This window comes from Streptomyces sp. NPDC058221 (assembly GCF_042882365.1).
Classification (GTDB): Bacteria; Actinomycetota; Actinomycetes; order Streptomycetales; family Streptomycetaceae; genus Streptomyces.
Genome location: NZ_JBHVWF010000053.1, coordinates 16,582 through 42,689, shown reverse-complemented (window position 1 = coordinate 42,689; position 26,108 = coordinate 16,582). Strand labels below are relative to the sequence as shown.

24 protein-coding genes and 1 riboswitch are annotated in these 26,108 nt (G+C 71.3%); of the genes, 10 read left to right on the top strand and 14 right to left on the bottom strand.

The genetic code is table 11. The annotated features are described in order from the left end of the window. Positions 1–72 precede the first annotated feature (72 nt). Complete coding sequence (gene bla / locus ACFVW8_RS18775) at positions 73–990, bottom strand: class A beta-lactamase (protein ID WP_389691299.1); 918 nt, start codon at positions 988–990, stop codon at positions 73–75. A 244-nt stretch (positions 991–1,234) separates the two neighbouring features. Between bla and ACFVW8_RS18770 the strand changes: the two genes are divergently transcribed. Continuing rightward, the gene (locus ACFVW8_RS18770; protein WP_389691281.1) at positions 1,235–2,107 is read left to right on the top strand and encodes a LysR family transcriptional regulator; all 873 of its coding nucleotides are present in this window, start codon (positions 1,235–1,237) and stop codon (positions 2,105–2,107) included. Beyond that, positions 2,104–3,018, top strand: a complete 915-nt coding sequence (locus ACFVW8_RS18765; protein WP_389691279.1) for a serine hydrolase — start codon at positions 2,104–2,106, stop codon at positions 3,016–3,018. The genes ACFVW8_RS18770 and ACFVW8_RS18765 overlap by 4 nt, the downstream gene beginning before the upstream one ends. Positions 3,019–3,052: 34 nt before the next feature. On the opposite strand, the gene ACFVW8_RS18760 is transcribed toward ACFVW8_RS18765, so the two are convergent. Continuing rightward, positions 3,053–3,421, bottom strand: coding sequence for a nuclear transport factor 2 family protein (locus ACFVW8_RS18760; protein WP_389691277.1), 369 nt, complete (start codon positions 3,419–3,421; stop codon positions 3,053–3,055). Between the two features lie 88 nt (positions 3,422–3,509). Here ACFVW8_RS18760 and ACFVW8_RS18755 point away from each other — a divergent pair, with 88 nt between their 5' ends. Beyond that, complete coding sequence (locus tag ACFVW8_RS18755; protein ID WP_389691275.1) at positions 3,510–4,337, top strand: helix-turn-helix domain-containing protein; 828 nt, start codon at positions 3,510–3,512, stop codon at positions 4,335–4,337. Positions 4,338–4,351: 14 nt separating this feature from the next. Continuing rightward, positions 4,352–4,951 carry a TIGR03086 family metal-binding protein gene (locus ACFVW8_RS18750; RefSeq protein WP_389691273.1) on the top strand — a complete coding sequence of 200 codons (600 nt, stop codon included), beginning with the start codon at positions 4,352–4,354 and terminating at the stop codon, positions 4,949–4,951. 58 nt (positions 4,952–5,009) lie between these two features. On the opposite strand, the gene ACFVW8_RS18745 is transcribed toward ACFVW8_RS18750, so the two are convergent. From ACFVW8_RS18745 to ACFVW8_RS18705, 9 genes are all read right to left on the bottom strand, one after another. Continuing rightward, positions 5,010–6,137, bottom strand: a complete 1,128-nt coding sequence (locus tag ACFVW8_RS18745; RefSeq protein ID WP_389691271.1) for an LLM class flavin-dependent oxidoreductase — start codon at positions 6,135–6,137, stop codon at positions 5,010–5,012. 14 nt (positions 6,138–6,151) lie between these two features. Further along, entirely contained in the window at positions 6,152–7,243 is a 1,092-nt protein-coding gene (locus ACFVW8_RS18740; RefSeq protein ID WP_389691269.1) for an LLM class flavin-dependent oxidoreductase, read from the bottom strand. Further along, complete coding sequence (locus ACFVW8_RS18735; RefSeq protein WP_389691267.1) at positions 7,240–8,613, bottom strand: NtaA/DmoA family FMN-dependent monooxygenase; 1,374 nt, start codon at positions 8,611–8,613, stop codon at positions 7,240–7,242. Before ACFVW8_RS18735 ends, ACFVW8_RS18740 begins: the two co-directional genes overlap by 4 nt. Positions 8,614–8,632: 19 nt before the next feature. Beyond that, positions 8,633–9,847 (bottom strand): LLM class flavin-dependent oxidoreductase, encoded by a 1,215-nt coding sequence (locus tag ACFVW8_RS18730; RefSeq protein ID WP_389691265.1) that lies wholly within the window; start codon positions 9,845–9,847, stop codon positions 8,633–8,635. 74 nt (positions 9,848–9,921) lie between these two features. Continuing rightward, on the bottom strand, positions 9,922–9,999 hold the full coding sequence (locus ACFVW8_RS18725) for a putative leader peptide (protein ID WP_389691297.1): 78 nt from the start codon (positions 9,997–9,999) through the stop codon (positions 9,922–9,924). 149 nt (positions 10,000–10,148) lie between these two features. Further along, entirely contained in the window at positions 10,149–10,955 is an 807-nt protein-coding gene (locus ACFVW8_RS18720) for a GNAT family N-acetyltransferase (protein ID WP_389691263.1), read from the bottom strand. Between the two features lie 85 nt (positions 10,956–11,040). Next, entirely contained in the window at positions 11,041–12,066 is a 1,026-nt protein-coding gene (locus ACFVW8_RS18715; protein WP_389691261.1) for an ABC transporter substrate-binding protein, read from the bottom strand. Between the two features lie 101 nt (positions 12,067–12,167). Beyond that, positions 12,168–12,932 carry an amino acid ABC transporter ATP-binding protein gene (locus ACFVW8_RS18710; protein ID WP_389691295.1) on the bottom strand — a complete coding sequence of 255 codons (765 nt, stop codon included), beginning with the start codon at positions 12,930–12,932 and terminating at the stop codon, positions 12,168–12,170. A 98-nt stretch (positions 12,933–13,030) separates the two neighbouring features. After that, complete coding sequence (locus ACFVW8_RS18705) at positions 13,031–14,035, bottom strand: amino acid ABC transporter permease (protein ID WP_389691259.1); 1,005 nt, start codon at positions 14,033–14,035, stop codon at positions 13,031–13,033. A 558-nt stretch (positions 14,036–14,593) separates the two neighbouring features. After that, positions 14,594–14,739: riboswitch (SAM riboswitch) on the top strand. Positions 14,740–15,090: 351 nt separating this feature from the next. On the opposite strand from ACFVW8_RS18705, the gene ACFVW8_RS18700 reads away from it, so the two are divergent. After that, positions 15,091–15,798 carry a glutathione S-transferase family protein gene (locus tag ACFVW8_RS18700; RefSeq protein ID WP_389691257.1) on the top strand — a complete coding sequence of 236 codons (708 nt, stop codon included), beginning with the start codon at positions 15,091–15,093 and terminating at the stop codon, positions 15,796–15,798. A 56-nt stretch (positions 15,799–15,854) separates the two neighbouring features. Here ACFVW8_RS18700 and ACFVW8_RS18695 read toward each other — a convergent pair whose 3' ends face one another. Beyond that, positions 15,855–18,239 carry an ATP-binding cassette domain-containing protein gene (locus tag ACFVW8_RS18695; RefSeq protein WP_389691255.1) on the bottom strand — a complete coding sequence of 795 codons (2,385 nt, stop codon included), beginning with the start codon at positions 18,237–18,239 and terminating at the stop codon, positions 15,855–15,857. A 152-nt stretch (positions 18,240–18,391) separates the two neighbouring features. Continuing rightward, positions 18,392–18,748: a VOC family protein gene (locus ACFVW8_RS18690; RefSeq protein WP_389691253.1), complete on the bottom strand. Its 357-nt coding sequence runs from the start codon at positions 18,746–18,748 to the stop codon at positions 18,392–18,394. Between the two features lie 244 nt (positions 18,749–18,992). On the opposite strand from ACFVW8_RS18690, the gene ACFVW8_RS18685 reads away from it, so the two are divergent. The 4 genes from ACFVW8_RS18685 to ACFVW8_RS18670 all read left to right on the top strand — a co-directional run bounded on the left by ACFVW8_RS18685 (position 18,993) and on the right by ACFVW8_RS18670 (position 24,009). Further along, positions 18,993–19,751, top strand: a complete 759-nt coding sequence (locus ACFVW8_RS18685) for an IclR family transcriptional regulator (RefSeq protein ID WP_389691251.1) — start codon at positions 18,993–18,995, stop codon at positions 19,749–19,751. Positions 19,752–19,875: 124 nt separating this feature from the next. Further along, on the top strand, positions 19,876–21,294 hold the full coding sequence (locus ACFVW8_RS18680; protein WP_389691249.1) for a hypothetical protein: 1,419 nt from the start codon (positions 19,876–19,878) through the stop codon (positions 21,292–21,294). Between the two features lie 172 nt (positions 21,295–21,466). Then, positions 21,467–22,732 (top strand): AAA family ATPase, encoded by a 1,266-nt coding sequence (locus ACFVW8_RS18675; protein WP_389691247.1) that lies wholly within the window; start codon positions 21,467–21,469, stop codon positions 22,730–22,732. Then, positions 22,729–24,009 carry a VWA-like domain-containing protein gene (locus tag ACFVW8_RS18670; RefSeq protein ID WP_389691245.1) on the top strand — a complete coding sequence of 427 codons (1,281 nt, stop codon included), beginning with the start codon at positions 22,729–22,731 and terminating at the stop codon, positions 24,007–24,009. The genes ACFVW8_RS18675 and ACFVW8_RS18670 overlap by 4 nt, the downstream gene beginning before the upstream one ends. A gap of 86 nt (positions 24,010–24,095) precedes the next feature. Here the strand turns inward: ACFVW8_RS18670 and ACFVW8_RS18665 are convergent, their stop codons facing one another. After that, positions 24,096–24,665 (bottom strand): helix-turn-helix domain-containing protein, encoded by a 570-nt coding sequence (locus ACFVW8_RS18665; RefSeq protein WP_389691243.1) that lies wholly within the window; start codon positions 24,663–24,665, stop codon positions 24,096–24,098. 158 nt (positions 24,666–24,823) lie between these two features. On the opposite strand from ACFVW8_RS18665, the gene ACFVW8_RS18660 reads away from it, so the two are divergent. Next, positions 24,824–26,065: a benzoate/H(+) symporter BenE family transporter gene (locus ACFVW8_RS18660; RefSeq protein ID WP_389691241.1), complete on the top strand. Its 1,242-nt coding sequence runs from the start codon at positions 24,824–24,826 to the stop codon at positions 26,063–26,065. The last annotated feature ends 43 nt before the right edge of the window (positions 26,066–26,108 follow it).

Genomic DNA, 26,108 nt, shown 5'->3' with positions numbered 1-26,108 from the left:
GGAAGGTGCTGATCCTAGTCCCGGCCCGGCGGCGCACGCCCCGCCGACCGGACTCCGCCGCCGGCCCCGCGCTCACTGTCCAAGGGCGCCGAACACGGCTTTCGCGGCCCCGGCAATGAGCGCGTCGTCGCGTTCGGCGTCCTTGGTGTCGCGGCGGGAGAGGACGGCCAGGGTGATCGGGGCGGCGCCTGGCGGCCAGACGACGGCGATGTCGTTGCGGGTGCCGTAACCGCCGGTGCCGGTCTTGTCGCCGACCTGCCAGCCGTCGGGAGTACCGGCGCGGATGGTGTGGTCGCCGGTGGTGTTGCGCCTGATCCAGTCGGTCAGCACGGCCCGTTTGTCCGCGGGGAGCGTGCTGCCGAGGACGTACGCGCGCAGGCCGGTGGCCAGGGCGCGCGGTGTGCTGGTGTCACGGAGGTCCCCCGGGGTGGCTTCGCTGAGCACGGCCTCGTAGCGGTCGCAGCGGGTGACGTCGTCACCGAGCGAGCGGAGGGCGTCCTGCAGGGCGCGGGGGGAACCGAGTTCGTGGAAGAGAAGGTTGGCCGCGGTGTTGTCGCTGTAGCGGACGGCGGCGTCGCACAGCTCACGCAGCGTCATTCCACTGTCGACGTGCTGCTCCGTGACCGGCGAGGCGCTGATGAGATCGTCGCGGCTGTAGCGCACCAGCCGGTCCATCTGCCGGAGGGAGTTCCTGTCCAGCACGGCGCCGGCGAGCAGTGCCTTGCAGGTGGAGGCGTAGGCGAAGCGTTCGTCGGGCCGGTGGGCGACGGTCCGCCCGCTGCCGGTGTCGAGCGCGTAAACCCCCAGCCTGGCGTCGAACCGCCGCTCCAGTTCGCGGAACGCGCGCTCGGTGCGGGGGTCGGCCGGGGTCGTGGAAGGGCTCGTGGGCGTGGCCGGCCCGGACGGTTTCGGTGCGGCGGCGTCCGTGCCGGTCGCGCAGCCGACGAGGGGCAGGGCGGCGAGTCCGGCCAGTACGGCACGGCGAGGGATGGGGGTGCGCGTGTCCAAAGTGCTTCCTCCGCTACGAGTCCGGCCTCATCGGCCCCGCCGGAGACGGCCCCCGGCGTCGGTGGGGGCCTGCGCTCGGCCCCGGAGCGACCGACCGAGTCCCTCGCGGAGCCGGGTGCGCCCTGCCCCGTCCTGGAGTCAAGTCCGTCACCGGACCGCATGTCGAATACCATCTCGCCATCACCCTCATTCACATGCCATATCACCGCACGCCAGGAGGCACGGAGTGCTCACCGAACGGCACCTGGAAATCTTCGTCGCCCTGGCGGAGGAGGAACACTTCGGTGCCGCCGCCCAGCGCGTGGGAATGACCCAGCCGCCGCTGTCGCAGGGCCTGCGCAGGCTGGAGACGCTGCTCGGAGTCCGCCTGTTCGACCGTGAACGAGGAGTGTTCCTCACCGAGGAAGGAGCTCTGCTGCTCCCGCACGCCCGCCGCGCCCTGACCGCGCTCGCGGAGCTCCGCGAGACCGGTGTCCGCGAGCAGGCCGACGGCCGGCGGCTGCGGATCGGGCTGGCCCCGGAGGTTCCGGCACCGCTGGCAGCCGAGGTGGCGGCCGCACCGGTCCGGGCGGGCGAGCGCGCCAGGATTGGCATGATCACAGCATCAACGGCCACGCTGCTCGGTGACCTCACGGCCGGACGGGTCGACATCGCCGTCATCCGGCATCCGTCGGTACTGCACGGCCTCGCCGCGGGCCGGGTGATCCTGCTGCCCACCTGGGTGCTGTCCCCCTCCGGCGTCCACCGGACCGGCGACGCGGCGGCGTCGCCGTTGCCCGTCGCGGTACGTCCGCGTGCCGAAGCCCCCGCGGCCCACGACCTGTTCATCGACACCCTGGCCAGCCGCGGCCGCCGGGTGGAGACCGTGGTCGTCTCCGACGAGCGCGCCGGCCTGGCACTCGTGGCGGCGGGTCAGGCGGTACTCGTCACGGCGGACGAGGCGCTGACCGCGTCCGGCGTCGAGCGCCGCACGGCAATGGATCCGCCGCTTCCCCTCCGGCTCCGGGTGGCCTGGGACCCCCGGCGTCCGGGTGCGCAGGAGACCGCCGGGGCGGCCCGGCTGCTCGAGGACGCCCTGGCCCGGAAGGTGGCACCGTGAGTGGGCCGCGGCGTGGCAGCGGTGTGGAGCGCACCATCCGCACCATGTTCGACGACGCCGGAGTACGGGGCTGGCTGCACGTGGCGGAACTGCACCGCCCTTCGGCCCGCGTGGTCATCGACCCCGGCGAACAGCTGCCCCTGGGCTCGGTCTACAAGGTGCCGCTCATGGCCGCCTTCTGCCGGCTCGCGGACGCGGGACGGCTCGACCCGCGCCACCGGGTGACCCTGGAATCCACCGACCGGGTCCCCGGTCCGACAGGCATCTCGATCCTCCACGACCCCGTCACCATGTCACTGCGCGATCTGGTGACGCTGATGATGACCGTCTCCGACAACACCGCGGCCGCCGCTGTCCTCCGCGCGGTCGGCGCCGATGTGGTCGACGCCGTCTGCCGCGACCTGGGCATGCCGGACACCCGTATCCATGGCGGTGTCGTCAGCACGTTCAGCCGACTGGTCGCGGAGACGGGAGCGCCGTCGCTCGACGCGGCCCTGGCCCGGGTGGCGGACAACGACACCGTCGTACCGGCAGGGGTGTACGACCCTGCCTTCAAGGCGTCCGGCACACCGGCGGACATGGCCCAGCTCCTGCGGGCGATCTGGACCGACCGGGCAGCCTCCGGCGAACACTGCGCGTTCATGCGTGAGGTCATGCGCCGTCAGCCGTGGACGCACCGGCTCGCCTCCGGGTTTCCCTACGACGACGTCACCGTCTACGGCAAGACCGGCACCTTCGGTTCACTCCGTCACGAAGCCGGTGTCGTCGAACTCGCCGACGGCAGCACCTACACCGCGGTGGTGTTCACCCAGGCGGCCCGGGCCGACAGCAGACTGCCGCGCGCCGACGCCGTGATCGGCGCCGCCGCGCGGGCCGCGGTGGAGGAACTGCGGGGGAACGAGGGCACCTGAGGGCGTCCGGGCCCCCGGCACCCCGGCCGGCACGTCACAGTTCCGCGACCGGATCCGGCGAGTCGGCCGGGATCGGTTCGACGACCTCCCAGCGTTCCGCGATCAGACCGTCCTGTACGCGGAAGACGTCGGCCACCGCGATGTCGAGTCCGCCCCCGGGCAGCCACCGCCGGGAGAACATCGTCACGTAGTCGCCCTCCGCCACGAGACGGCGGATGTCAGTCCGCAGCTCCGCGAGGGGCAGCTTCCGCGCCACCTCGATCCAGTCGGCTCTCGTGGAGGTCCGGAACGGCAGTCCGTGATCCACGTAGTCGTCGCGCAGGAGCGTTGCGACGGCTTCGAAATCAGCCTTGCCGTACGACTCCAGGCAGGTGAGGACCAGTTGCTTGCAGTCAGTGCTCATGCCCACAAGTGTCGTGACAGGGCCGGGGCCCGTCGATGAACTCGGAGTTCATGGACCGTGGTCGGACTGTACGGCTAGGGTCGGCGCCGTGGAGACGGTAGGCGCGCTGTTGCGCGGGTGGCGGCACAGGCGACGGCTGAGTCAGCTCGATCTCGCGCTGGCGGCGGATGTCTCGGCCCGCTACGTCAGCCTGGTCGAGACGGGCCGGTCCCGGCCGAGCGCGGACATGGTGCTGCGGCTCGCGGCTCACCTGGACGTACCGCTGCGGCATCGCAATCGCCTGCTGGTGGCGGCCGGGTTCGCGCCGCGCTACAGCGAGCGGCCGCTCGACGCGCCGGACATGTCGGCCGTACGGGGATCCCTGGTCCAGGTTCTGCAGGCGCACGAGCCGTATCCGGCCCTGGTCGTGGACCGGCGTTGGAACATCATGATGGCCAACGCGTCCGTCAGCATCTTCCTCAGCGACGTCGATCCCGAACTGCTTGTCCCCCCGGTCAACATGGTGCGGCTCGGGCTCGATCCGCGAGGTCTCGCCTCCCGGATCGTCAACCTCACCGAAGTCCGCTCCTTCTTCCGCGCCCGGTTGTCACGTCAGGCGGCCAGAACCGGTGATCCGGTGGTCGGCGCCCTGTACGACGAGTTCTTCGCGGAAGCTGCGCCCGACGGCCCTGTCCCCCCGCTGGAGTCGGAAGTGGCGATTCCGATGATCTTCCGATTCGGCGACCTCGAATTGCGGCTCTTCTCGACCATCACCACGTTCGGGACCCCTCACGACATCACCCTCGAAGAGCTCTCGATCGAGTCCTACTATCCCGCGGACGCCGACAGCGCGGACCTCCTGCGCGGTATCGCCGGCACAAGGCCGTTTCCGGGCACCGGAATTGCCCGAACACCGGGACACCCCCGGCGCCCTTGAGTAGCGTCAAGATCATGACGAGAACCGAGTGGACCGTACTCCAGGAAGCCCACGACTCGATACGCGCCGCCGTCGCGGGTGTGCCGGCGAACGGCTGGCATCTGCCGACCCCGTGCGAACAATGGGATGTCACCCAGGTGTTGCAGCACGCCATCGGCGACCAGTTCGCCTATGTCTCGAAGATCACGGGCGGTCCGGGACCGTCGTACGACCCGTTCTCCCCCTCCGGCTCCCTGGACGGCGCCTCCCCCGCCGAACTGCTGGAGGCGGCGCTGTCCGCATCCGCCGACGCGTTCGGCCGGATCAGCGCCGACAGCTCCGAGGTGCCGGTGCCGCTGCCCCCGTTCCAGCTCTCCGCCGAGCTGGCGGTGGGTGCTGCCGCCCTCGACCTGGCCGTCCATGCCTGGGACATCGCCGTCGCGACCGACGGGCCGTCGACTCTGAAGCCTTCGCTCGCACAGGCGTTGCTGCCGGTCGCGAACGCCCTGGTGGAACCCCTGCGCGGCTTCGCCTTCAGCCCGGCGATCACACCGGCGCCGGCGGCGGACGAGGCGGCTTCGCTCCTCAACCACCTGGGCCGCCGGGCGGACTGGAAGGCCGGCAGCCCGTCCTGAACCATCCCGACGCCGCTCCGGGCCTGTCAGGGCGAACCGGAGCGGCGTCGGCTGCAGCTCAGCTCTTGCGCCACTCCTCGGCCAGCAGCTCGTACGACCGGACCCGGTCCGCGTGCCCGTGCGTGATCGTGGTGATCAGCAGCTCGTCCGCGCCGGTCGCCTCCTGGAGCTGGGCCAGTTGGCCGGCGACCCGGTCCGGGGAGCCGACGAACTGGGTGTCGAGCCGGTCCTGGACCAGGGACCGGTCGGCGTCCGTCCAGACGTGGGCGCGGGCCTCGTCCGGCGTGGGGAACTCGATGGCGCCCTCGGCCGAACGGATGCTGCGGACCCAGGCGCCGTAGCCGGTGGCCAGTTCGCGGGCGGTCTCGTCGTCCTCGGCGACCACGACATCCGCGGACACGCTGACGTAGGGCTTGTCGAGGACGTCGGAGGGCCGGAACGCGGCGCGGTAACCCTCGGCCGCCTCCAGCACGGTGGCCGGACTGACGTGGTAGTTCGCGGCGAACCGGAGCCCGCCCCGTCCCGCGACCTGGGCACTCCGGCCGCCGCTGCTGCCCAGGATCCAGAGCTCAACGTCGGCGCCCTCGCCCGGGACGGCATGGGCCTCGATACCGTCTGCCGAACGGTACGTGCCCGCCAGCAGTGCCAGGATGTCGTCGATCTGCTCGCCGTAGTCCTGCGATTCGGCCTGCGGCTGCTGGAGCAGCTTGCGCTGGAGCGCGATGCGGGGCGAGCCGAGCAGGTGCTCGAAGGAGAAACGGGCCGGGATGCGGAGGCCGTTGGGGGTGCGGCCGTCGACCACCGGGGTCGCGGACGGCTGCGGAGTGGCGGCCCCGCCGGGCGGCCGGCCGCCGGAACGGCCGAGGCCCAGATCCAGCCGTCCGGGGTGCAGCGCGTCGATCAGGCCGAACTCCTCGACCGTGGACAGGGCGGTGCGGTGGCCGAGCTGGACGGCGCCCGCTCCGAGCCTGATGGCCGAGGTCGCGGAGGCCGTGAGGGCGAGGACGACCGCGGGCGAGGTACCGGCCACGCCCGGGTTGAGATGGTGCTCGGCGAACCAGTAACGGGCGTACCCGAAGCTCTCGGCCCGCTGAGCCAGGTCGATGGAGTTGCGCAGCGCCTCGGAGGCGGAGGAGCCGGAGGAGACCGGGACCAGGTCGAGGACCCCGAGCGGAATGTCGGACATGACGGGAGGCCTCCTCAGTGGTCGGCGGGAACGGCTACGGGTGTGGGCCCGGCGAGGACCGGCCCCCAGGCAAACGGCGGATCGGGGATCTCCCGGCGCAGTACCGGCGCCACGTCCGACTGGAAGAGCGCGAGCGAGTCCCGGTGTTGACCATCCGTCAGACCCCCTGCGTCCGCGTGCAGGTGGAGGACGGTGTGCCCGAACTGTTCGTGGTAGCGGTGCACCTTCTCGATGATCTGCTGCGGGCTGCCGATCAGCGCCGAACTGCGCTCCACGAAGTCCTCCAGGGTGGCGAACACCGGTTCCACACCCAGCTGTTTCTGGAAGGCGAGGTTCCCCTCGAACACCGGCCGGTAGGCGGCGACTGCCTCCTGTGAGGTCCGGGCCGCATAGACGCCGGCCGATCCCGCACCGACCGCGATGTCCGCCGGATCGTGGCCGTGGTGCTCCCAGCGCTCGCGGTAGTAGCGGATCAACTCGGCGTAGGGCTCAATGGGGTTGGTGACATTGGCGGAGAAGAGCGGATCGCCGTAGCGGGCGGCCAGATCCACCGACTCCCTGCTGGTCGCACTGCCGTGCCAGACCCGGACCGGCTGCTGGAGGGGGCGGGGCCACACCTCCGCGTCCTTGAGTTCCGGACGGAAGCGGGTCGCGGCGGTGACCTTGTCCTGCCGCCAGATCTGCCGGAACACCTCATAGCTCTCGGCGTTTCGGTCCCACTGGTCGTCGGGGGTGACCTGGAACAGATCCCGCTGGGCGGCCCCGTTGCCCTTGCCGATGATCAGTTCCAGCCGTCCGCCGGAGAGATGGTCCAGCGTCGCATAGTCCTCGTAGGCGCGCACCGGGTCGAGGAGGCTGAGCGTGGTGACGGCAGTGAACAGCCGGATCCGGGAGGTGAGAGCGGCTATGTGACTGAGTACGACCGGTGGCGAGGAGGAGATGAAGGGCCGCTCGTGCCGCTCCCCCACGCCGAAGCCGTCGAAGCCCAGTTCCTCGGCGAGCAGGGCGTTGTCGAGCACTTCGCGGAAGCGGTCGCTGGTCGGCTTCTTCACCCCTGTCACGGGGTGCTGGCCGTGCACGATCAGGGTGATGGCGAGGAATTTCATGACGCCTCACGCTCGCCGCGCGCGTCGTCGGGGTGGTCCAGACCGAGGTGGTCACGCAGGGTGGTGCCCTCGTACTCCGTCCGGTACACGCCCCGTTCCTGGAGCAGCGGGACGACCCGGTCGGTGAACGCGTCGAGGCCGCCCGGGGTGATGTGCGGGGCGAGGATGAAGCCGTCGCTGGCGTCGGCCTGGACGAAGTCGTTGATCGTGGTGGCGATGGTGGCCGGGGAGCCGACGAAGGACTGGCGGTTGCCGGTCTCGATGACCAGGTCGCGGATGGACCATTTGTTGGCGGCCGCGCGCTCCCGCCACTCGCGGGCCGTGGCCAGCGGATCGCGGTACATCCGCACCTGGGCGCGGCCGCGGGCGATGGTGTGCTCGCCGAGGTCGGGGTCGATGTCGGGCAGCGGCCCGTCCGGGTCGTACCCGGACAGGTCCCGGTTCCAGACGAACTCCAGGTGCTTGATCGCGGTCGCGCCGCTGACCTGCAGGCGCCGTACCTCTCGGGCCTGTTCCTCCGCATCGGCGTCGGTGTCGCCGAGGACGAAGGTGGCCGCGGGCAGGATCAGCAGCTGGTCGGCGCGGCGGCCGTACCGGCCGAGGCGGCCCTTGACGTCCGTGTAGAACGCCTGCCCCTCCTTGAGGGTGGCGTACCGGCTGAAGATCGCGTCCGCGCTCGACGCGGCGAATTCACGGCCTTCCTCGGAGTCGCCCGCCTGGAAGATCACCGGCCGCCCCTGCGGGGAGCGCGGGACGTTGAACTGGCCCTCGATGTCGAAGTGCTGCCCCTGGTGCACGAAGGCGCCGGCCTTCGCGTCGCTGAGGAAGGTGCCCGTCTGCCGGTCGGCGAGGATCTCGTCACCGTGCCAGGAGTCGAAGAGTTCGTTCGTGGTGGACAGGAACTCCTTGGCCCGGGAGTAGCGCTCCTCCTTCGGGAGGAATCCGCCACGACGGAAGTTCTCACCGGTGAAGGCGTCCCATGAAGTGACCACGTTCCAGGCGGCGCGTCCGCCCGAGAGGTGGTCGAGGCTGGCGAACTGGCGGGCCACCTCGTACGGCTCGTTGAAGGTCGAGTTGATGGTGCCGGTCAGGCCGAGGTGCTCGGTGACGGCGGCGAGCGCGGTGAGGACGGTGAACGTGTCGGGGCGTCCCACCACGTCCAGGTCGTATATCTGCCCGCCCTGTTCGCGAAGCCGCAGCCCTTCGGCGAGGAACAGGAAGTCGAACTTCGCTCGCTCGGAGGTCCGGGCGAAGTGCGCGAAGGAACTGAAGTCGATATGGCTGCCGGCCTCGGGGTCACTCCACACGGTGGTGTTGTTGACTCCGGGGAAATGGGCCGCGAGATGGATCTGCTTGAGCGGCTTGCTCATGATCGGGGGTCCTTCCGGCTCAGGCGGTCGCGGTGGCGGCGTAGCGGTTGGCGGGGCGGGTGAGCCCCAGCAGTCCGCGCAGGGTGTCGGCCTCGTATCCCCGGCGGAAGGCGTTGCGGCGCTGGAGTTCGGGGACCAGTCCCTGGGTGATCGCCGGAAGGTCGTGGCCGGCCACGGCGGGGCGCAGCCGGAATCCGGTCAGTCCGGCAACCGCGAGGTCCTGGAGCAGATCGGCCAGTTGGGCGGGTGTTCCGGCGAAGACCGGGGCATCGCTGGTGTACGGCTCACCGGCGAGGGCGTCCAGGCGCTCCCGGCGGGCGGCGGCCGCGGCGGGGTCGTCGTCCAGGAAGACCACCAGGTCGCCGAAGATGTGCAGGGTTTCGTCGGCGCGGCCGGCCACCGCCTGTTCGGCACGGATCTCCTCGACGACGGCACGGGCCTCGTCGGCGTCGTGCGGGGTGACGTAGCCGATGTCGGCGGAGCGGGCCACCAGCCGGTATGGCACGGTGGCGTGCGCGAGGGCGCTGACGATCGGCTGGCCCTGGGGCGGCCGGGGCGTGATCGAGGGCCCCTTCACCCGGAAGTGCGTGCCTTCGAAGTCGATGTAGTGCAGTTTCGCCCGGTCGATGAAGCGTCCGGTGGCCACGTCCCGGATCTCGGCGTCGTCCTCCCAGCTGTCCCAGAGCCGTCGCACGACCTCGACGTAGTCGGCGGCCTCGTCGAACAGGCCGTTCACCAGCTCCTGTCCGGCGGGGGTGCGGTAGTCCTCGATGCCGAACGGGGGGAAGGCGCGGCGGCCGAAGTGCCCGGCCTCGTGCTGTCGGGCGGTCACCTGCAGACGCAGGCCGGCGCGACCGGTGCTGACGTAGTCGAGGGTGGCGATGGCCTTGGATATGTGGAACGGCTCCGTGTGGGTGGCCACCACCGTCGGGACCACCCCGATGTTCCGGGTCAGCGGGGCGACCCGCGCCGCGATGAGGACGGCGTCCAGCCGCCCGCGGACCTGGTCGGTGCGCCCGTCCGGCTCGGTGTGGGAAGAGGACTGGAGGCCGAGACCGTCCTCGATGGTCACAAGGTCGAGCAGTCCGCGCTCGGCCTCGGTGACCAGGTCGGTCCAGTAGCCGGCGGTGAGCAGTTCACCGGGCCGTGAGACGGGTTCGCGCCAGGCGGCGGGGTGCCAGCCCGCGCCGTCCAGGGCCACGGCGAGATGCAAAGGGGTGGGTGACGAGGACACGGGGAGGTGCCTTCCTGATCGGCCGTACGAGGAAGCCGGCCCCCGACGCGGGGTACGGCTGCGAGGGCAACAGGTCAGGAACAACAGAGCGCGCCGGCGACACGCAGGAGATCGATGTGCTGCCGGGAGTACAGGAGCGGGCGGCGCGGCATGGCGCGATGCACGGCGGGGCGGCGTGACATGGTTCGCACCTGCCTCACCTCCGCCCTTCCGGCGCGGCCGGACCAGGGGTCCTCGCCGCCCTCGCGCTCGCGGTCCCCTGAGGGGCGCCGCTCGGTCGTCCTCAAGCACAACTGCACGGCTACGCCGTTTCTTCCGGCTGCCGGGCACCTTGTTGCGGCGCCCGTTGTGGCTTCGGCTCCGCGTTCCGAGGTCCGCGCGGCTCCGGCTGTCCTCCCGGGGCGCGGACCAGCAGGAAGCTGGTGCGGCGGCGCAGGGTGAATCCGATCGACTCGTAGAGCCCGATCGCCCGGGTGTTGCTCGCGGCGGCGTGGAGGAAGGGGGTGTCGCCGCGTTCCCGGATGCCCGCCGCGACCGCACGTACCAGCCGGGTGGCCAGGCCCCGGCCCCGGTGGTCCGGGTGGGTGCAGACGGCGCTGATCTCCGTCCAGCCCGGCGGGTGCAGGCGTTCTCCGGCCAGGGCGATCAGCCGTCCGTGGTGCCGGATGCCCAGGTAGCTGCCGAGTTCGATGGTGCGGGGCAGAAAGGGGCCCGGCTGGGTGAGGGCGATCAGGTCGAGGATCTCGGGTACGTCGGCGGGCCGGAGCCGTTCCGCTTCGGGGGCGGGTCCGGCGCGCAGGGCGGTGTCGACCAGTTGGACGCCGTCAACGCTGCTTTCGACCGTCCAGCCGCCGGGCACCGTGCGTGCTCCGGAGACGGGGGTGGCGTTGCCCGGCCCGATCAGGGTGGCCAGATCGTCCCAGGCCCGCGGGTCGGCGGGGTCCCTGAGGGCGCTGAACGGTGACACGTCCGTGGGGTAGCGGGCGGCCCCGCCGATCCGCTGGGCGAGGTGGGCGTGCGGACCGGTCAGCGCGGCCCAGGCGGCGTTGTCCAGGATGTGCGGCGGTGCCGGTCTCGGCGGCGGAGCGTGATGGACGCTGGTGGACATGGCGGTGCTGAGTCTCCGTATCTGGGACGTGGCCGGGACGGCGCGGCCGGCTCGTGGCGGCGCCGCCCCTCGGCGGGGGCGCGGGTCAGGAGTTGTCGAGCGGCAGTCCGGGCGGGTTGACCAGGGAGGAGGGCACGGCCTCGTTGGAGAGGTTCCAGGCGGCGAGCCACTTGGCGTACTGGCCGTTCTTGATCAGATGGTTGATCGCGTCGGCGAGCGGCTTCGCCAGTCCGCTGTCCTTCTTCGCGGTTGCCGCGATCAGTCCCTGGAGAGTCGCGCCCGCACCGGAGAACGTGCCTGCGGTACGCGTCGGGTTGGGGGTCTTCGCGGTCCGGGTGACGTGGTACGCGATACCGGGGTTGGGGCCGAAGGAGAGGTCGATCTTCCCGCTGGACAGAGCGAGCGCCGTGGCGTTGTTGTCCTGGTAGTACTTGACGGTGAGCTTCTTGCCCTCCTTCGCCAGCTTCGCCTTCCACTCCAGCAGGATCCTCTCCTGGTTGGTGCCTGCGCTGACGGCGACGGTCCGGCCGGCCAGATTCCGGTAGTCGCCGTCGAAGTTCCAGGTGCTCTTCTTCAAGGCCTCGAAGGCGAGGTTGTCCTGCCGGTAGGAGGCGAACTCGTACTTCTGCTTGCGCTCCTCGGTGTCGGTGACGTTCGACAGGGCCACGTCGACCTTGCCGCTGTCGATGCCGACGAACATGTTCTCCCAGGTCGAGTTCTTCAGCTCGGGCTCCAGCCCGAGGACCGCAGCGACCAGCCGGCCGAGATCGGGTTCGGCGCCGGTGAGGGTCTTCTGGTCCTCGCCCACGTACGCGAGGGGCGGGAAGCCGGCCGGCAGCGCGCCCACGCCGATCACCAGCTTGCCCCTGCCGGCCACCGACTTGGGCAGCTCGGCGCTGATCGACTTCACCTCGGGCACCTTGAGTTCGGTCTCCTCGGCGGCGCCGTTGGAGAGTGCGCCGACGGTGACCGTTCCGGCCGGTGCACTGTCGGTCCTGGTCGCGGCGTCGCCGTCACCGCCGCACGCGGCGAGCCCGACGGCGAGCGAGGCGAAGGCGGCGGAGGCGGCCAGACCGCGGCGGAATCTGCTGCGGAGGATGAGGGTGCGCATGGTGGCTGTCCTTGTCGGATGCGGTGAGGGTGTATGGCGCAGGGGCGTCGGGGCGCGGCCCAGGTACGAGGGGCCGGGTAGGTGTGACGGGCGGGGCGGGCTCAGAGCACCTTGCTCAGGAAGTCCCTGGTCCGCTCGTGCCGCGGGTGGTCCAGCACCTGCTCGGGCGGGCCTTGTTCGACGATCCGGCCGCCGTCCATGAAGACCACCCGGTCGGCGACCTCGCGGGCGAAGCCGATCTCGTGCGTGACGACCAGGAGAGTGGTGCCGCTGCCGGCCAGATCCTTGATCACGGCCAGCACCTCGCCGACCAGCTCGGGGTCGAGCGCGGAGGTCGGCTCGTCGAAGAGGATGACCCCGGGCCGCAGGGCGAGGGCCCGGGCGATGGCCACCCGTTGCTGCTGGCCGCCGGACAGCTGACGCGGATAGGCGGTGGCCCGGTCCGCGAGCCCCACCCGGGCGAGCAGGTCGCGGGCCACCTCCCGGGCCTCGGGCCTGGTCAGCTTTCCGGTCGCCACCGGAGCAGCGGCCACATTGTCCAGCACGGTCAGATGCGGGAAGAGATTGAAGTTCTGGAAGACGAACCCGATGCGGCTGCGCTGCACGAGGATGGCCCGCTCGCTCAGCTCCTTGAGCCGCCCGCGGTGCCTCCGTACGCCGATCAGCTCCCCGTTCAGACTGACGTGGCCGACCTCGGGCTTCTCCAGGTGGTTGATCACCCGCAGGAGAGTGGACTTGCCTGAGCCGGACGGTCCGAGGACGACCATGACCTCCCCGGGCCGCACGGTCAGCGCAACACCGTCCAGGACGCGTTGGGAGCCGTACCACTTGTGCACATCGTGCACTTCGACAGCGGCAGGGCGTATCGCAGGCGTCCCGACGGCGTCGGCCGCCGGCGCCGTGTCTGCCGTCCCTGTTGCCCCGGCCGAATCGGTCGGCTCCGCCGGCCCGGTCGCCTTGGCGGTCATATCGCCGTCTCCTTCCGGACCCTGACCCGCAGTTCGCCCAGGCCGGTCCGCAGCCTCTGCAACGGGGTCGGCGGCAGGGTGCGCAGCGCGCCCCGGGAGTAGTACCGCTCGACGTAGAACTGGATGACGGACACCACGCTGGTGAGGATCAGGTACCAGGCGGTGGCGACCAGCAGCAGCGGCACAATGTCGCCGGGATAGGTGCTGCCCATGCTCTGTACGGAGCCGAACAGGTCGAGCAGCGAGACGTAGAACACCAGCGAGGTGCCCTTGACCAGGCCTATCAGCTGGTTGACGTAGTTGGGGGTGATGGAGCGCAGGGCCTGCGGGAAGACGATCTTCGCGAACTGGTACCGCTTCGGGAGGCCGAGGGCGGATGCCGCCTCGTGCTGGCCCTGGTCGACGGAGAGGATGCCGCCACGCACCACTTCGGAGGCGTACGCCGCCTCGTTCAGGCTGAGACCGATCACGGCGACGACCATGTCGGTGGCGAGGCGCGACTCGTCGAAGCTGAAGAACGCCGGGCCGAACGGCACTCCCACGCTCAGCGTCCGGTAGAGCGCGCTGAAGTTGTAGAGGAACAGCAGGATCACGATCAGCGGGACCGATCGGAACAGCCAGGTGTACACCCAGCTGACCGCGCGCAGCACCGGGCTCGGGGAGAGTCTGGCCAGGGCCAGCAGCACACCGCCGATGAGCCCCAACACCGCGCTGTATACGGCGACTTCAAGGGTGACAAGGAGGCCTTCGAGGATGGTGGGGCGCAGGAACCAGTACTGGAACCGGTCCCACTGGTAGAAGGGGTTGGTCACCAGGCCGTGGATGATCTGGGCGACCAGCACGAGCACGACGGCGCTGACGATCCAGCGGCCGGGACGCAGCAGCGGCCGGACCCGCTGCGGGGCCAGGGGTTTCGGTTCGGCGGGTGGATCGAGGCGGGGTTCCGCCTCGGCGGGCGGCGCTGACCCGGAGGACACAGCGAGGCCGGGGGAATCACTCACGGAGGGCTCCAGCGGATGCGGACAGCCCGGACCGCGGACGGCAGCGCCGCCGCGCCGGCCGGGACGACTCGGCGCGGCAGGGCGTACAGCACGGAACGGGGCCGGACGGGGCGAGGGCACACCGCGACAGCGGTGGACGTCAGGGAATCAGAGGACCGTCAGCCTCGACAGAGACAGAGGCCGCGACAGGCGGCGGTACACAGTGCGCTGCTGACGCGCTGCAGGTCGACGGAGCGGTCGGCGCAGAGCATCACGCGGCCGCGGGACCGCCAGGCGGCCATCCCCTCAGCTGCGTGCATCGCTCTCACCGTCACCATTCCGCCCCCGCGGGGCCTCGCGCCTGCCGGACTTCATCCGGTCCGGTCCCACCTGGGGGCCCCGTGCGAGGGCCGCCGGCCGCCGGCCGGCGAGCCAGGGCTTTTCACTGACGCCCGGAGGCGTTCCGCGCCGCAAGTTAGGCATGCACCGTCAGGAATGTCAACGCCCGTGACCACCAGGCGAGACGGCCCGTACGGCCTTCTTGACGGCGTCACGCCGCGGACCGAAACTGGCGTGGACGGTCACGATTGTCAGCGCCCCCGTGCAGGATCGGTCCTGCTCACGGGGTCATCGGCCCCGGCTCGCTGGCAGGCAACCCTTCCACCGCGACGGGGTGCCCCGGGTGACGACCGGGTCCCGCCGGTGTGGCGGGACAAGCGTGGTCTCGCGTCTCGCGAGCCCCGGAGTCGGGACGGGTGGGAATTGTCCAGGAACGGCTTGACGAGGCGCCTGCACATCGATCTGCTGCGTGTCTCCAGCGCTTACTAGCCCGGAATCCCGGACGCGTGCCGGCCCGCACCTCGCGGTCCGGACCGGCACAAAAGCGCAGTCGTTCCACATCCGGCCGCTGGTGCCCACAAGGCGGCGGTGGCTTCCTCGTTCCCACCGGGATCCCCATAGGGAGAGTCATGCCCGAGACAGCTTCGCGCAGTTCCAGCACAGGCAACTCGATCACGTGCAGCTCGATCCCATCCGGACCGAGTCCGTGTGCCACGCCTCCTCGTCCTCAGGTGGCCGTGCCGTCCTCCCGCATCCACAGCCGCATCGGGGTCGGTCTGGCCGGCGGCTTCTACCCCGCTCCGCACCGCTACGAGCTGTTCCTGTCGGCCCGTTGTCCGCGCTCGCTGCGTATCTCGATCACTCTCGGCCTGCTCGGTCTCCAGGACTCGGTCGCCACCACACTCGTGGGACACCCCGCCGAGACACCCGAAGCCCTCGCCTCGCTGCGCAGTGCGTACGAGGCCACGATGCACCACTACGACGGGCCGCTGACGGCGCCCGCGCTGTGCGACCGCTGGAGCGGACGGATCGTCAGCAACCACACTCCCGACATACTCCGCGACCTGGCGGGCCTGCTCTCCGGCCACGACGAGGCCTGCCCCTCCGCGCTGCGCCCGACTGAGCTCGCCGCGGACATCGACGCCCTGTGTGACCTGCTCGACCAGGACGTCACCCCCTTCGCCGGGCCGTCGGAACGATCGGCGGCGCTGGACCTGGTGGACCAGTACCTCACCCTGCGGCCCCACGTCCTGGGCGAAGGGCTGACGGCTGCGGATGTGGACCTGTGGGTGGCGCTCGTCCATCTCGGCCCGGCCGCACTCGCCACGTATCCCCGGCTCCGGGGCTACGTACGCCGTCTCGGCGAGCACCCCGCCTTCCCCGGCGGTGACGACATGGTGCTGTTCTCGGTGTGCGCCGACCCGCTCGACGTCAACTGCGCCTGACGCCTGTGCACGCCAGACGCGGGGGTCCCGTCGGGACCCCCGCTGCGCCACCCGGGTCAGGCGCCGACGTAGGCCGCGAGGTGCTCGCCGGTGAGCGTGGAGCGGTCGGCGATGAGATCGGCGGGGGTCCCCTCGAAGACGAGCCTGCCGCCGTCATGACCTGCTCCGGGCCCCAGATCGATGATCCAGTCGGCGTGTGCCATGACCGCCTGGTGGTGCTCGATGACGATGACCGACTTGCCGGAGTCGACGAGCCGGTCGAGCAGGCCGAGCAGCTGCTCGACATCGGCGAGGTGGAGGCCGGTGGTCGGTTCGTCAAGGACGTAGACGCCGCCCTTCTCGGCCATGTGGGTGGCGAGCTTGAGTCGTTGCCGCTCGCCGCCGGAGAGCGTGGTGAGCGGCTGACCGAGGCTGAGGTAGCCGAGCCCCACGTCGGCGAGCCTGCCGAGGATGCGGTGTGCGGCCGGGGTGTGCGCCTCGCCGTCGCCGAAGAACTCCTCGGCCTCGGTCACCGACATCGCGAGCACCTCACTGATGTCGCGGCCGCCGAGGCGGTATTCCAGCACCGAGGCCAGGAACCGTTTCCCCTCGCACTCCTCGCAGACGGTGGCGACGCCGGCCATCATCGCGAGGTCGGTGTAGATGACGCCCGCCCCGTTGCAACCGGGGCAGGCACCCTCGGAGTTGGCGCTGAAGAGTGCCGGCTTGACGCCGTTGGCCTTCGCGAACGCCTTGCGGATCGGGTCGAGCAGGCCGGTGTACGTCGCGGGGTTGCTCCGTCGCGAACCGCGGATCGCGCTCTGGTCGATCGACACCACACCGTCCAGGCCCGAGACCGATCCGTGGATCAGCGAGCTCTTGCCGGAGCCGGCCACGCCGGTGACGACGGTGAGGACCCCGAGCGGGATGTCGACGTCGACGTCGGAGAGGTTGTTCGCCTGCGCGCCGCGGATCTCCAGCGCGCCGGTGGGCTTGCGCAATGCCTCCTTGAGCGTGGCCCGGTCGTCGAAATGACGGCCCGTGACCGTGCCCCCGGCCCGCAGCCCCTTGACGGTGCCCTCGAAGCACACCGTTCCGCCCGCCGTACCGGCACCGGGTCCGAGATCGACGACATGGTCGGCGATGGCGATCGTCTCCGGCTTGTGCTCCACGACGAGCACCGTGTTGCCCTTGTCCCGCAGGCGCAGCAACAGGTTGTTCATCCGCTGGATGTCGTGGGGGTGCAGGCCGGCGGTGGGCTCGTCGAAGACATAAGTGGTGTCGGTGAGGGAGGAGCCGAGGTGGCGGATCATCTTCACGCGCTGCGCCTCACCGCCCGACAGCGTGCCCGACGGCCGGTCGAGTGCCAGGTAGCCGAGACCGATCTCCACGAACGAGTCGAGCGTCTGCCCCAGCGCGGTGAGCAGGGGCGCCACCGAGGGCTCGTCGAGGCCGTGGACCCATGCGGCGAGGTCGCTGATCTGCATGGCGCAGGCGTCGGCGATGTTGATCCGCTCGATCTTCGACGACCGGGCCTCTTCGCTCAGCCGGGTGCCGTCGCACTCGGGGCAGGTGGTGAAGGTGACCGCCCGCTCCACGAACGCCCGGATGTGCGGTTGCAGGGCTTCCTTGTCCTTGGACAGGAACGACTTCTGGATCTTGGGGATCAGTCCCTCGTAGGTGAGGTTCACTCCCTCGACCTTGACCTTGACCGGCTCCCGGTGGAGGAAGTCCTGCATCTCCTTCTTGGTGTACTTGCGGATCGGCTTGTCCGGGTCGAGCAGGCCCGATTCGGCATAGACCCGGACGGTCCAGAAGCTGTCCGACTTCCAGCCGGGGATGGTGAACGCACCCTCGGCGAGCGACTTGGAGTCGTCGTAGAGCTGGGTGAGGTCGATGTCGGAGACGGTTCCCCGGCCCTCACAGCGCGTACACATCCCGCCGGTGCGGTTGAAGGTCGCCTTCACCGCCTTCTTGGCGCCGCGCTCGACCGTGATGGCACCGCTCGCCCGGACCGAGGGGACGTTGAACGCGTACGCGCCGGGCGGTCCGATGTGCGGCTTCCCGAGCCGGCTGAAGAGGATGCGCAGCATCGCGTTGGCGTCGGTGGCCGTGCCGACGGTGGACCGCGGATCGGCACCCAGCTTCTGCTGGTCGACGATGATCGCGGTCGTGAGGCCGTCCAGGACGTCGACCTCGGGCCTGGCCAGGGTCGGCATGAAGCCCTGGACGAAGGCGCTGTAGGTCTCGTTGATCAGCCGCTGCGACTCGGCGGCGATCGTGTTGAACACCAGGGAGGTCTTGCCCGATCCGGAGACACCGGTGAACACCGTGAGCCGCCGCTTCGGGATCTCGATGCTGACGTCCTTGAGGTTGTTCACGCGCGCACCGTGCACCCGGATCACGTCATGGATGTCAGCAGCGTGCGGCGCGGGCGACTGCGCGTCCGTCCTGGTGGTCATGCTTATGGTTTCCCCGTCTTTCGGCCGGGGCCGTCGTCGCGGCCCCGTAGGCATCGTCCGGCTCGGTCCGACCGGCTGCGAGCGGTACGCATTCTTACTTCGTCGGCGCGGCCGTGGCAACACTCCGCCGGCCCGCCCGGGCGGTTCGGTGCTCAGCTGTCCTGGAGCAGTCCGAGCACGTTGCCGTCGGGGTCGGTGAAGGTGGCCACCAGGCGGCCGCCACCGACGTCGTGCGCGGGTTCCCGCACGGTGGCACCCGCTGCCGTCACCTCGGCCAGCTTCGCCTCGATGTCCGGCACGTGCCAGTACGCCACGGGCCCGGTCATACCCTGCGGTCCGCCGCCCGGCACCAGCCCGATGTGCTGGCCCCCCGCCTCGTAACCGACGTAGTAGGGCTCGTCGGCCTGCGGAGCCACCCCGAGCAGGGCGGTGTACACGGCCTTGGCCGCCGCCAGGTCGGACACGGGGTGCAGGACGGTCTTGATTCCCTGGGTGGAAGAGCTGGTCACGGTCACTCCTGTGGTTCGTGGGCCGGTTCGGCCGGGCGGGACGGTCGTGCCGGGGCGGGGCCGCCGGCCGGTGTCCGTCATTCACGCTAGCCGCGGCTCAAGGGCCGCGCTTCTTCGTTCCTGATCGGTCCGCCCGTCCGTCCCGATCCCCCGCGATACTTCTTCCCCTCTTGCTCCGCCCCAGGTCAGGCGTCATGCCTGGGACATATTGCCGCCTTCCGGCGCCGGGTCCATGCTTAGGGGCATGGGTGACGAGGCCGGCCCCGGACTCACCGCGTACGTGAAGCGTGCTCTCCGAGTGATGGAGGTCGCCGGGGCACACGCGGGAGAAGTGCCGGTCCAGCAGCTGGCGCGGGAGGCCGGGCTGCCCATGGCCACGGTTCAGGACCTGCTGACGACTCTCGCGCAGGACGGCTATCTGACCGAGCTGGACAACGGCCTGTTCACCCCCGACCACAGCCACGGCCTCCTGAGTGCCGGACGCCACGGACCCGAGCTGCTGGATCGCGTCCGCCCCGTTCTGACGTCCTTGCGCAATGATCTTTCGGCCGCGGTCTATCTGACGGTGTACGAGGAGGGCGAGATCCGTGTCATGGAGATCGTCGACAGCGCACGGGCTCCCCGCGTGGACCTCTGGGTGGGTTTCCAGGACGCCGGGCACGCCACGGCCCTGGGCAAGACCGTGCTCCGTGAGCTGGACGAGAAGGCCCGCGCCGAGTACTTCTCCCGGCACCCGCTGACCGACCTCACACCCCGCACGATCACGCGCCGGGAGGAGCTGCTGCGTCAGCTCGACTCCTCGCCCGCGGCGCCGGTCGTCATGGACCGGGAGGAGTACGCGCGCGGTACGACCTGCGTCGCGGTGCCCGTGTACAGCGGTGACCGGATCGGTTCACTCGGCATCTCGTTCCGGTCGGACCGGATGTACCGGACCAGCCGGGTCCGGGCAGAGCTGCTGTCGTCGGCCATGCGCGTGACCATGGGGCTCTCGCTTCCCGACTGAGCCCCTCCGCTCGGCAGTTCGACCGTAATCCCTGGAAAGAATCCGCCGGGAGCGTTACGATCACCGCGATGACGACACACTCTGTTCACAGATTGGGGGACCCGTCCGCGCAAGGTGAGTGCTGATGCTCACCGATACCGCGAACAGGGATTCCCGCTTTTCCTACTGGCTGCGCGTGCGCGAGTTCGCCGTGCCGCCCTCCATGATCGAGACAGCGACCGTCCGCCGTTCCGCCGGGGACTGGGCCGGGGCGTGCGCCGCCGCAGGCATCGACGTAGATCTGAATCTGCGTTCCGTGGCATCCGCTCATGGCCGCGACCTCGCAGCCCGGGTCCGGGCCGATCTCCGGCATCTGGCGCCCGATCTGCTGCGCTGGCATCTGCCGAGGATCGCTCCTGACGGGCTGCTGCGTCCCGGGCTGACCATCGCGCTGGCCCGGTACGACGCCGGTGGGCAGGCCAGTCCGGGCCCGGTGCAGCTCGTGGTCCGGACGCCGCCGGCCCGGGCGGACGGCGGTCAGCGGATCAGCCTCGCGCTGTGGGACGGAGCGCTCTGCGGTGCCGGTGCCCGCGGGCATCCCCACCCCCGTCCCGACCGGCGGTTCCGCCTGGATCTGCACCGTCACCTCTGGGATGCGCGCCGCTCCGACGAGCTGCGGGCCAGGTCCGGGGCCGGTCCGGCATCCGCCGGCGTCCGCCGCGTACTGAATCCGGAGGCGCTCGGATCGAGTTCGCTGCTGCGGCGGTCCGCCGTTGACCGGTGGGCGGACGAGGCCGGGATCCTGCTGCGCGCCGAGGGGCTGCACACCGGTCCGGTCGGCGTGCGGTGCGGGCCACGGCGGCTGCTCCTGGACCCGGTCGGGGCGGCGGCCGGGGAAGAGCCACCCGCGCTGCGGATCTCGGCGGCGCCTGCGGCCGGTGCCGTGCGCGCACTGCCCCTCCTGCCCGACGCGGCGACCTGGGTACCGCCCGACCTGGAACTGCTCCGAGCCGGTGCGATCGGGGCGGGGCAGCTGCACCCCCTGGTCGCCTCGGCGCTCGTGCCCGACCATGCACCGACGGGTCCCCGCCGTGCTCCGGAGCGGTCGGACGAACCGCGCCTCGTCGAATGCCGTGGAGCCCGGCACCGGATCGGTCTGGTCGACGGGGTGCTCGCGGCGCTCGACCACGATCCGGTGGAGATCCGCCGCGAGGAACTGCTGGTCGCGCTGACCGGCACGCCGCTCCCCTGCCTTCGGGCCATCGACGAGGCGCACCGCCGGCCGCACTGCCTGGCCGGCGTCAGAGAACGGCTGGTCCACGGCGACACCGCGGGGGCTCTGGCTGTCGTCGAGGGGCTGCTGGGCCCCGACGCCATGCTTCGAAACGGCGCCCTGCGGGATGAACTGGAGGCGGCCGCGCGACGGCGGGTCGCCTACGGGCTGTTCAGGGCAGGCCTGACCGGAGGGGCTCCCGGCCCCGGGCACGACCGGATCCATCCGGACCATCTCCGCTCCCCTGCCCGCGGCCCGCTCCCACGCCCGCGCCTCGCGTCCTTCCGCTGACCCGAGGACCCTGCCCTCCACACCTACGAGCCCCCACGACGGACCCGTAGCCCTCCGCATCCACGCACCCCGCCACGGACCCGTAGCCCTCCACACCCACGAGCCGCGCCCCATCACGGACCGGTAGTCCTCCGCGCCAGGCGCCCCACCACGACCCCAAAGGTGATGAGACATGACCACATGTGCCCCGTTCGCCACGACCGACGTCGCCACCGCCACGGTCACCGCTGTCCGCCAGCTCGACATCGCGGGTGAGTTGCTGACTCTCCTGCGCGACACCCGCACCGAACCGCGTCCCGACGCACAGCTGGAGGCACTGACCCTGGCCGTCGCAGCCGACCTGCCGGTGCTCCTGTGGGGCGAGCCGGGAATCGGCAAGACCGCCGCTCTGACACAGCTTGCCGCGGCCCTGGATCTGCCGCTGACCACGGTCATCGCCAGCGTCCACGAACCGTCCGACTTCTCGGGACTGCCCGTCGTCGGGGACGACCCCGCCGAACAGGGTGTTCCGATGGCCCCGCCGGACTGGGCCGTGCGGCTGGTGCGGGCCGGCCGCGGTCTGCTGTTCCTCGACGAACTGTCCACCGCTCCCCCGGCCGTTCAGGCCGCCCTGCTCCGCCTGGTGCTCGAACGGCGGATCGGCTCGCTGCAACTGCCGCCCGGGGTACGGATCGTGGCCGCCGCCAACCCGCGGTCGTCGGCGGCCGACGGCTGGGAGCTCAGCCCGCCGCTGGCCAACCGGTTCGTCCACCTCCAGTGGACCCACGACCACGAGGTGGTGGTGCGCGGTCTCGGAGGGGTCTGGCCCCGGGCGACGCTGCCGCGGCTCGCTCCGGAGAAGCTCCCGGAGGCGGTGGACTTCGCCCGCCGCGCCGTGTGCGGCCTCCTCACTGCCCGCCCCACTCTGGTGCACCGGCTGCCCAGCAACGAGGCCCGCCGGGGCGGTCCTTGGCCCTCGCCCCGGAGCTGGGACATGACGCTGTCCCTGATCGCCTTCGCGACTGCGGCCGGCTCCTCGCGCGACGTGCTGTCCTCACTGGTCAGGGGCACGGTGGGGGACGGTCCCGGGCTGGAGCTGCTGGCGAGCCTGGACCGGATGGACCTTCCCGATCCCGAGACCCTGCTCGCCGACCCGGAAGGTGCCGTCCTGCCCGAGCGGGGGGATCTGCGCCAGGCCGTCCTCGACGGGGTGGTGGCCGCGGTCCGCAACCGCCCGGAGAAGTCCCGCTGGGACGCGGCGTGGGCCCTTCTGGTGCGGGCGCTGGAGTCGGGGGCGCCGGATCTGGTGGTCGTCCCCGCGACCACGCTGGCCGCACTGCGCCAGGACGACTGGGACGTTCCCCCGTCGATCGAGCAGTTGGCCGGAGTCGTGTCACTTTCCCGGCGGGCGGACCGGGCAGCGGCCCGCACCGCGGCCGCCGCGCAGGGCCGCCGATGACACCCCGGACACCGGCAACGCCCGGAACTCCGGCAGCACTCGATCTCGACAAGCTCTTCGCGGCCCGGCTGCACGCCGCCCGCGTCCGCCCCTACCTGGCGACGGCGCTCTTCGCCCTGCACACCGTCGAGTCGCGGCGGGTTCCGACGATGGCCGTCGACCGGCACTGGCGGTGCTACGTCTCCCCCGCGTTCGTGACGGCGACCCCCGTGGAGGAGCTGGCCGGGGTGTGGGTGCACGAGGTCTCGCATCTGCTGCGCGACCATCACGGGCGTGGCGACCGGGTCGCGCGGGAGCGTGGACTGACCGGTCCCGGGGACCGGCTGCGGATGAACATCGCCGCGGACTGCGAGATCAACGACGACGTGTTCGGCGAGGGGCTGGCCCGGCCCGAGGGCGCTGTCGACCCGGAGTCCATGGGACTCCACGACGGCGAGCTCATGGAGGACTACCTGCGGCAGTTCCGGCTGGGGCCGCACACCCGGGAACTCGTCTGGCTGGACTGCGGCAGCGGCGCCGACGGTCTTGAGCGGGAGTGGGATCTGGGGCCGGACGGCGCGCACGGCCTCAGCGCGCAGGAGCAGGACATGGTCCGGTTCCGGGTGGCCGAGGGCATCAAGGGCCACCCGGGGAGCGCGCCCGGGGGATGGCAGCGCTGGGCGGAGGAGGCGTTCCACCCGCCGCAGGCATGGCGGGAGTTGCTCGGCGCGGCGGTACGCTCGGCGGCCTCGGGATCCGGCGCGGGCCAGGACTACACCTACGGCCGCCCGTCCCGGCGCTCGGCAGGGGTCCCCGGCGCCGTGCTGCCGAGCCTCCGCCGCCGCCCGCCCCGGGTCTCCGTGATCATTGACACCTCCGGTTCGGTCAGTGACACCGAACTGGGCAGCGCGCTCCTCGAGGTCGCCTCCATCTCCCGCGCCGTGGGCGGCCGTCGGGACCTGGTCTCCGTCCTCTCGTGCGACGCGGCCGCCGGCGTCGTGCACCCCCTGTGCCGTGCCGAGGGAATCCCTCTGACGGGCGGTGGGGGTACGGATCTGCGCTCGGGGTTCGCCAAGGCGGTCGGGTCACGGCCCCGCCCGGACGTCATCGTGGTCCTCACCGACGGGCAGACGCCCTGGCCGGACACCCGGCCCGGGTGCCGGACCGTGGTGGGCCTGTTCTCCCGGCAGGACTCACACGGGTCGTCATGGAGTGAGGACGATCCCGACTACGTACCGGACACACCGCCCGACTGGGCGCGAACGGTGGTCATCGGCTCGGCTCCCGGCGGCCGGTGAGCCCCGTCGGAAGCCGCGCGGATGCCGCGAGTCCCCGTCGCGCTCCGCCTGCGGGTGCCACGGCCCGGCTGCTGGAGGCGCACCCGTCACGGCCCGGAGTCCTCGCCGTCCCGGAGGGCCGACGGGTAGCGCACGAAGAGGATGCCCTGCACATCGCCGTCCGGTGCGCGGTAGATGTGGGGCACATCGGCCGGCCAGTGCGCGGACGCCCCGGGGCCGACGGCGCGGGCGTCGTGCGGCGGGCCGACCACGGCGGTACCGGCGAGCACCATCAGGCTCTCCCCCGTCCCGGGGACGTGCGCCGCGGACTCCTGGGTGGCCCCCGCACGGATGGTCACGCGGAACACGTCGGTCACCGCGGCCGCGTCCTCGTGCCGCTCCAGCAGCAGCGCGGTGACGGCACTGCCCGAGACACCGGGAAGCTCCGCGCCGGAGCCGCTTTCCGGCGCCGGGTCGCTCAGCACGGCACTGAGCGGGCAGCCGAGCGCGGTGGTGAGCGCGTACAAGGTCTCCAGCGTGGGGTTGCGCAGGCCGCTCTCCAGCTCGGAGAGCGTGCCCTTCCCCACCCGGGAGCGCCGGGACAACTCCGAAAGGGACAGGTCCTGTTCCTGCCGCAGTGCCCGCAGCCTGCGCCCCAGGTCCTCGTTCAGTCCCATCGGCGTCCGTCCACTCCGCATTCCCGGTTGACGGGCGTCAGCCCGCCTCTCTAGTGTTCCACAAACAGAACGTTCCGTATATGGAACACGCCGTGGCGCGCCGGTGCCGGTCTCCTGGTCGGCGGCGCCCCGCACCGCACAGGGGAAGTGGCTCACTCATGTTCGCGATCACCCGCATCCGCTCGGCCGCACCGCCCTCGGCCGTGGCCGCCGGACTGATCGCCGTCATGGTGGGCGTCACCAGCTCGGCGGCCCTGGTCTTCACGGCCGCGAAGGCGGCGGGAGCGGACTCGCGTGAGATCTCCTCCTGGATGCTCGCACTCGGCGTCGGCCTGGCCTGCACCTGCATCGGCCTTTCGCTGCGCTACCGGGCCCCTGTCGTCACCGCGTGGTCGACGCCCGGAGCGGCGCTCCTCACGACCGGCCTGAGTGGTGTGTCCATGGCGCAGGCGGTCGGTGCGTTCGTCTTCTCCGGGCTGCTCATCCTGGTCAGCGGGATGACCGGGTGGTTCAGCCGCGTCATGGGCCGCATCCCGGTGCCACTGGCGGCCGCGCTGCTGGCCGGGGTTCTGCTGCGGTTCGGCACCGGGCTGTTCAGCACGATGCACGGCAGCTTCGCCGTCGCCTTCCCGATGTTCGTGCTCTACCTGCTGGGCCGGCGGCTGCTCCCCCGTTACTCGGTGCTCCTGGCGCTGGCCGCGGGCGTGGTGGCCACGGCGTTCACCGGAGGGTGGCAGCTGGGGCAGGTCCGGTTCGCCGTGGCCACACCGGTCTTCGTCACCCCGGAGTTCGACTGGAAGGTCCTTGTCAGCGTCGGAGCACCCCTGTTCGTGGTCACGATGGCATCGCAGAATCTGCCCGGCGTCGCGGTGATCCGCGGGGCCGGCTACGACGTGCCGGTGTCCCCGCTGATGACGTGGACCGGAGCGGCCAACGCCGCACTGGCGCCGTTCGGCGCGTTCGGCCTCAACCTCGCCGCCATCACAGCCGCCATCTGCACCGGCGAGGAGGCACACCCCGACCGCGACAGGCGCTACCTGGCGGCCGTCTGGGCGGGTGTCTTCTACCTCTGCGTCGGCCTGCTCGGCGCGACCGTCGCCTCACTGCTCACGGCGATGCCGCACGCACTGGTCCTGGCCATCGCCGGAATCGGTCTGCTCGCCACCATCGAGTCCTCGCTGTCCACGGCCCTGTCCGACAAGTCGTCGCGGGAGGCGGCTGTCGTGACCTTCCTGGCAACGGCCTCCGGAGTCACCCTCCTGGGGATCGGATCCGCGTTCTGGGGCCTGCTGGCCGGCCTGATCACCAGCGCCATCGCCTCGATGGGGCGGCCCGGCCGCAAGGATCCCGTACCGTCTCCCGCCGCCGAACCCTCGCCACGCGAACTCCGCGTCCCGTAACGCCTGCCGGGCCCGCCGGGCCTCCGGCACCCCACGCTCCCCC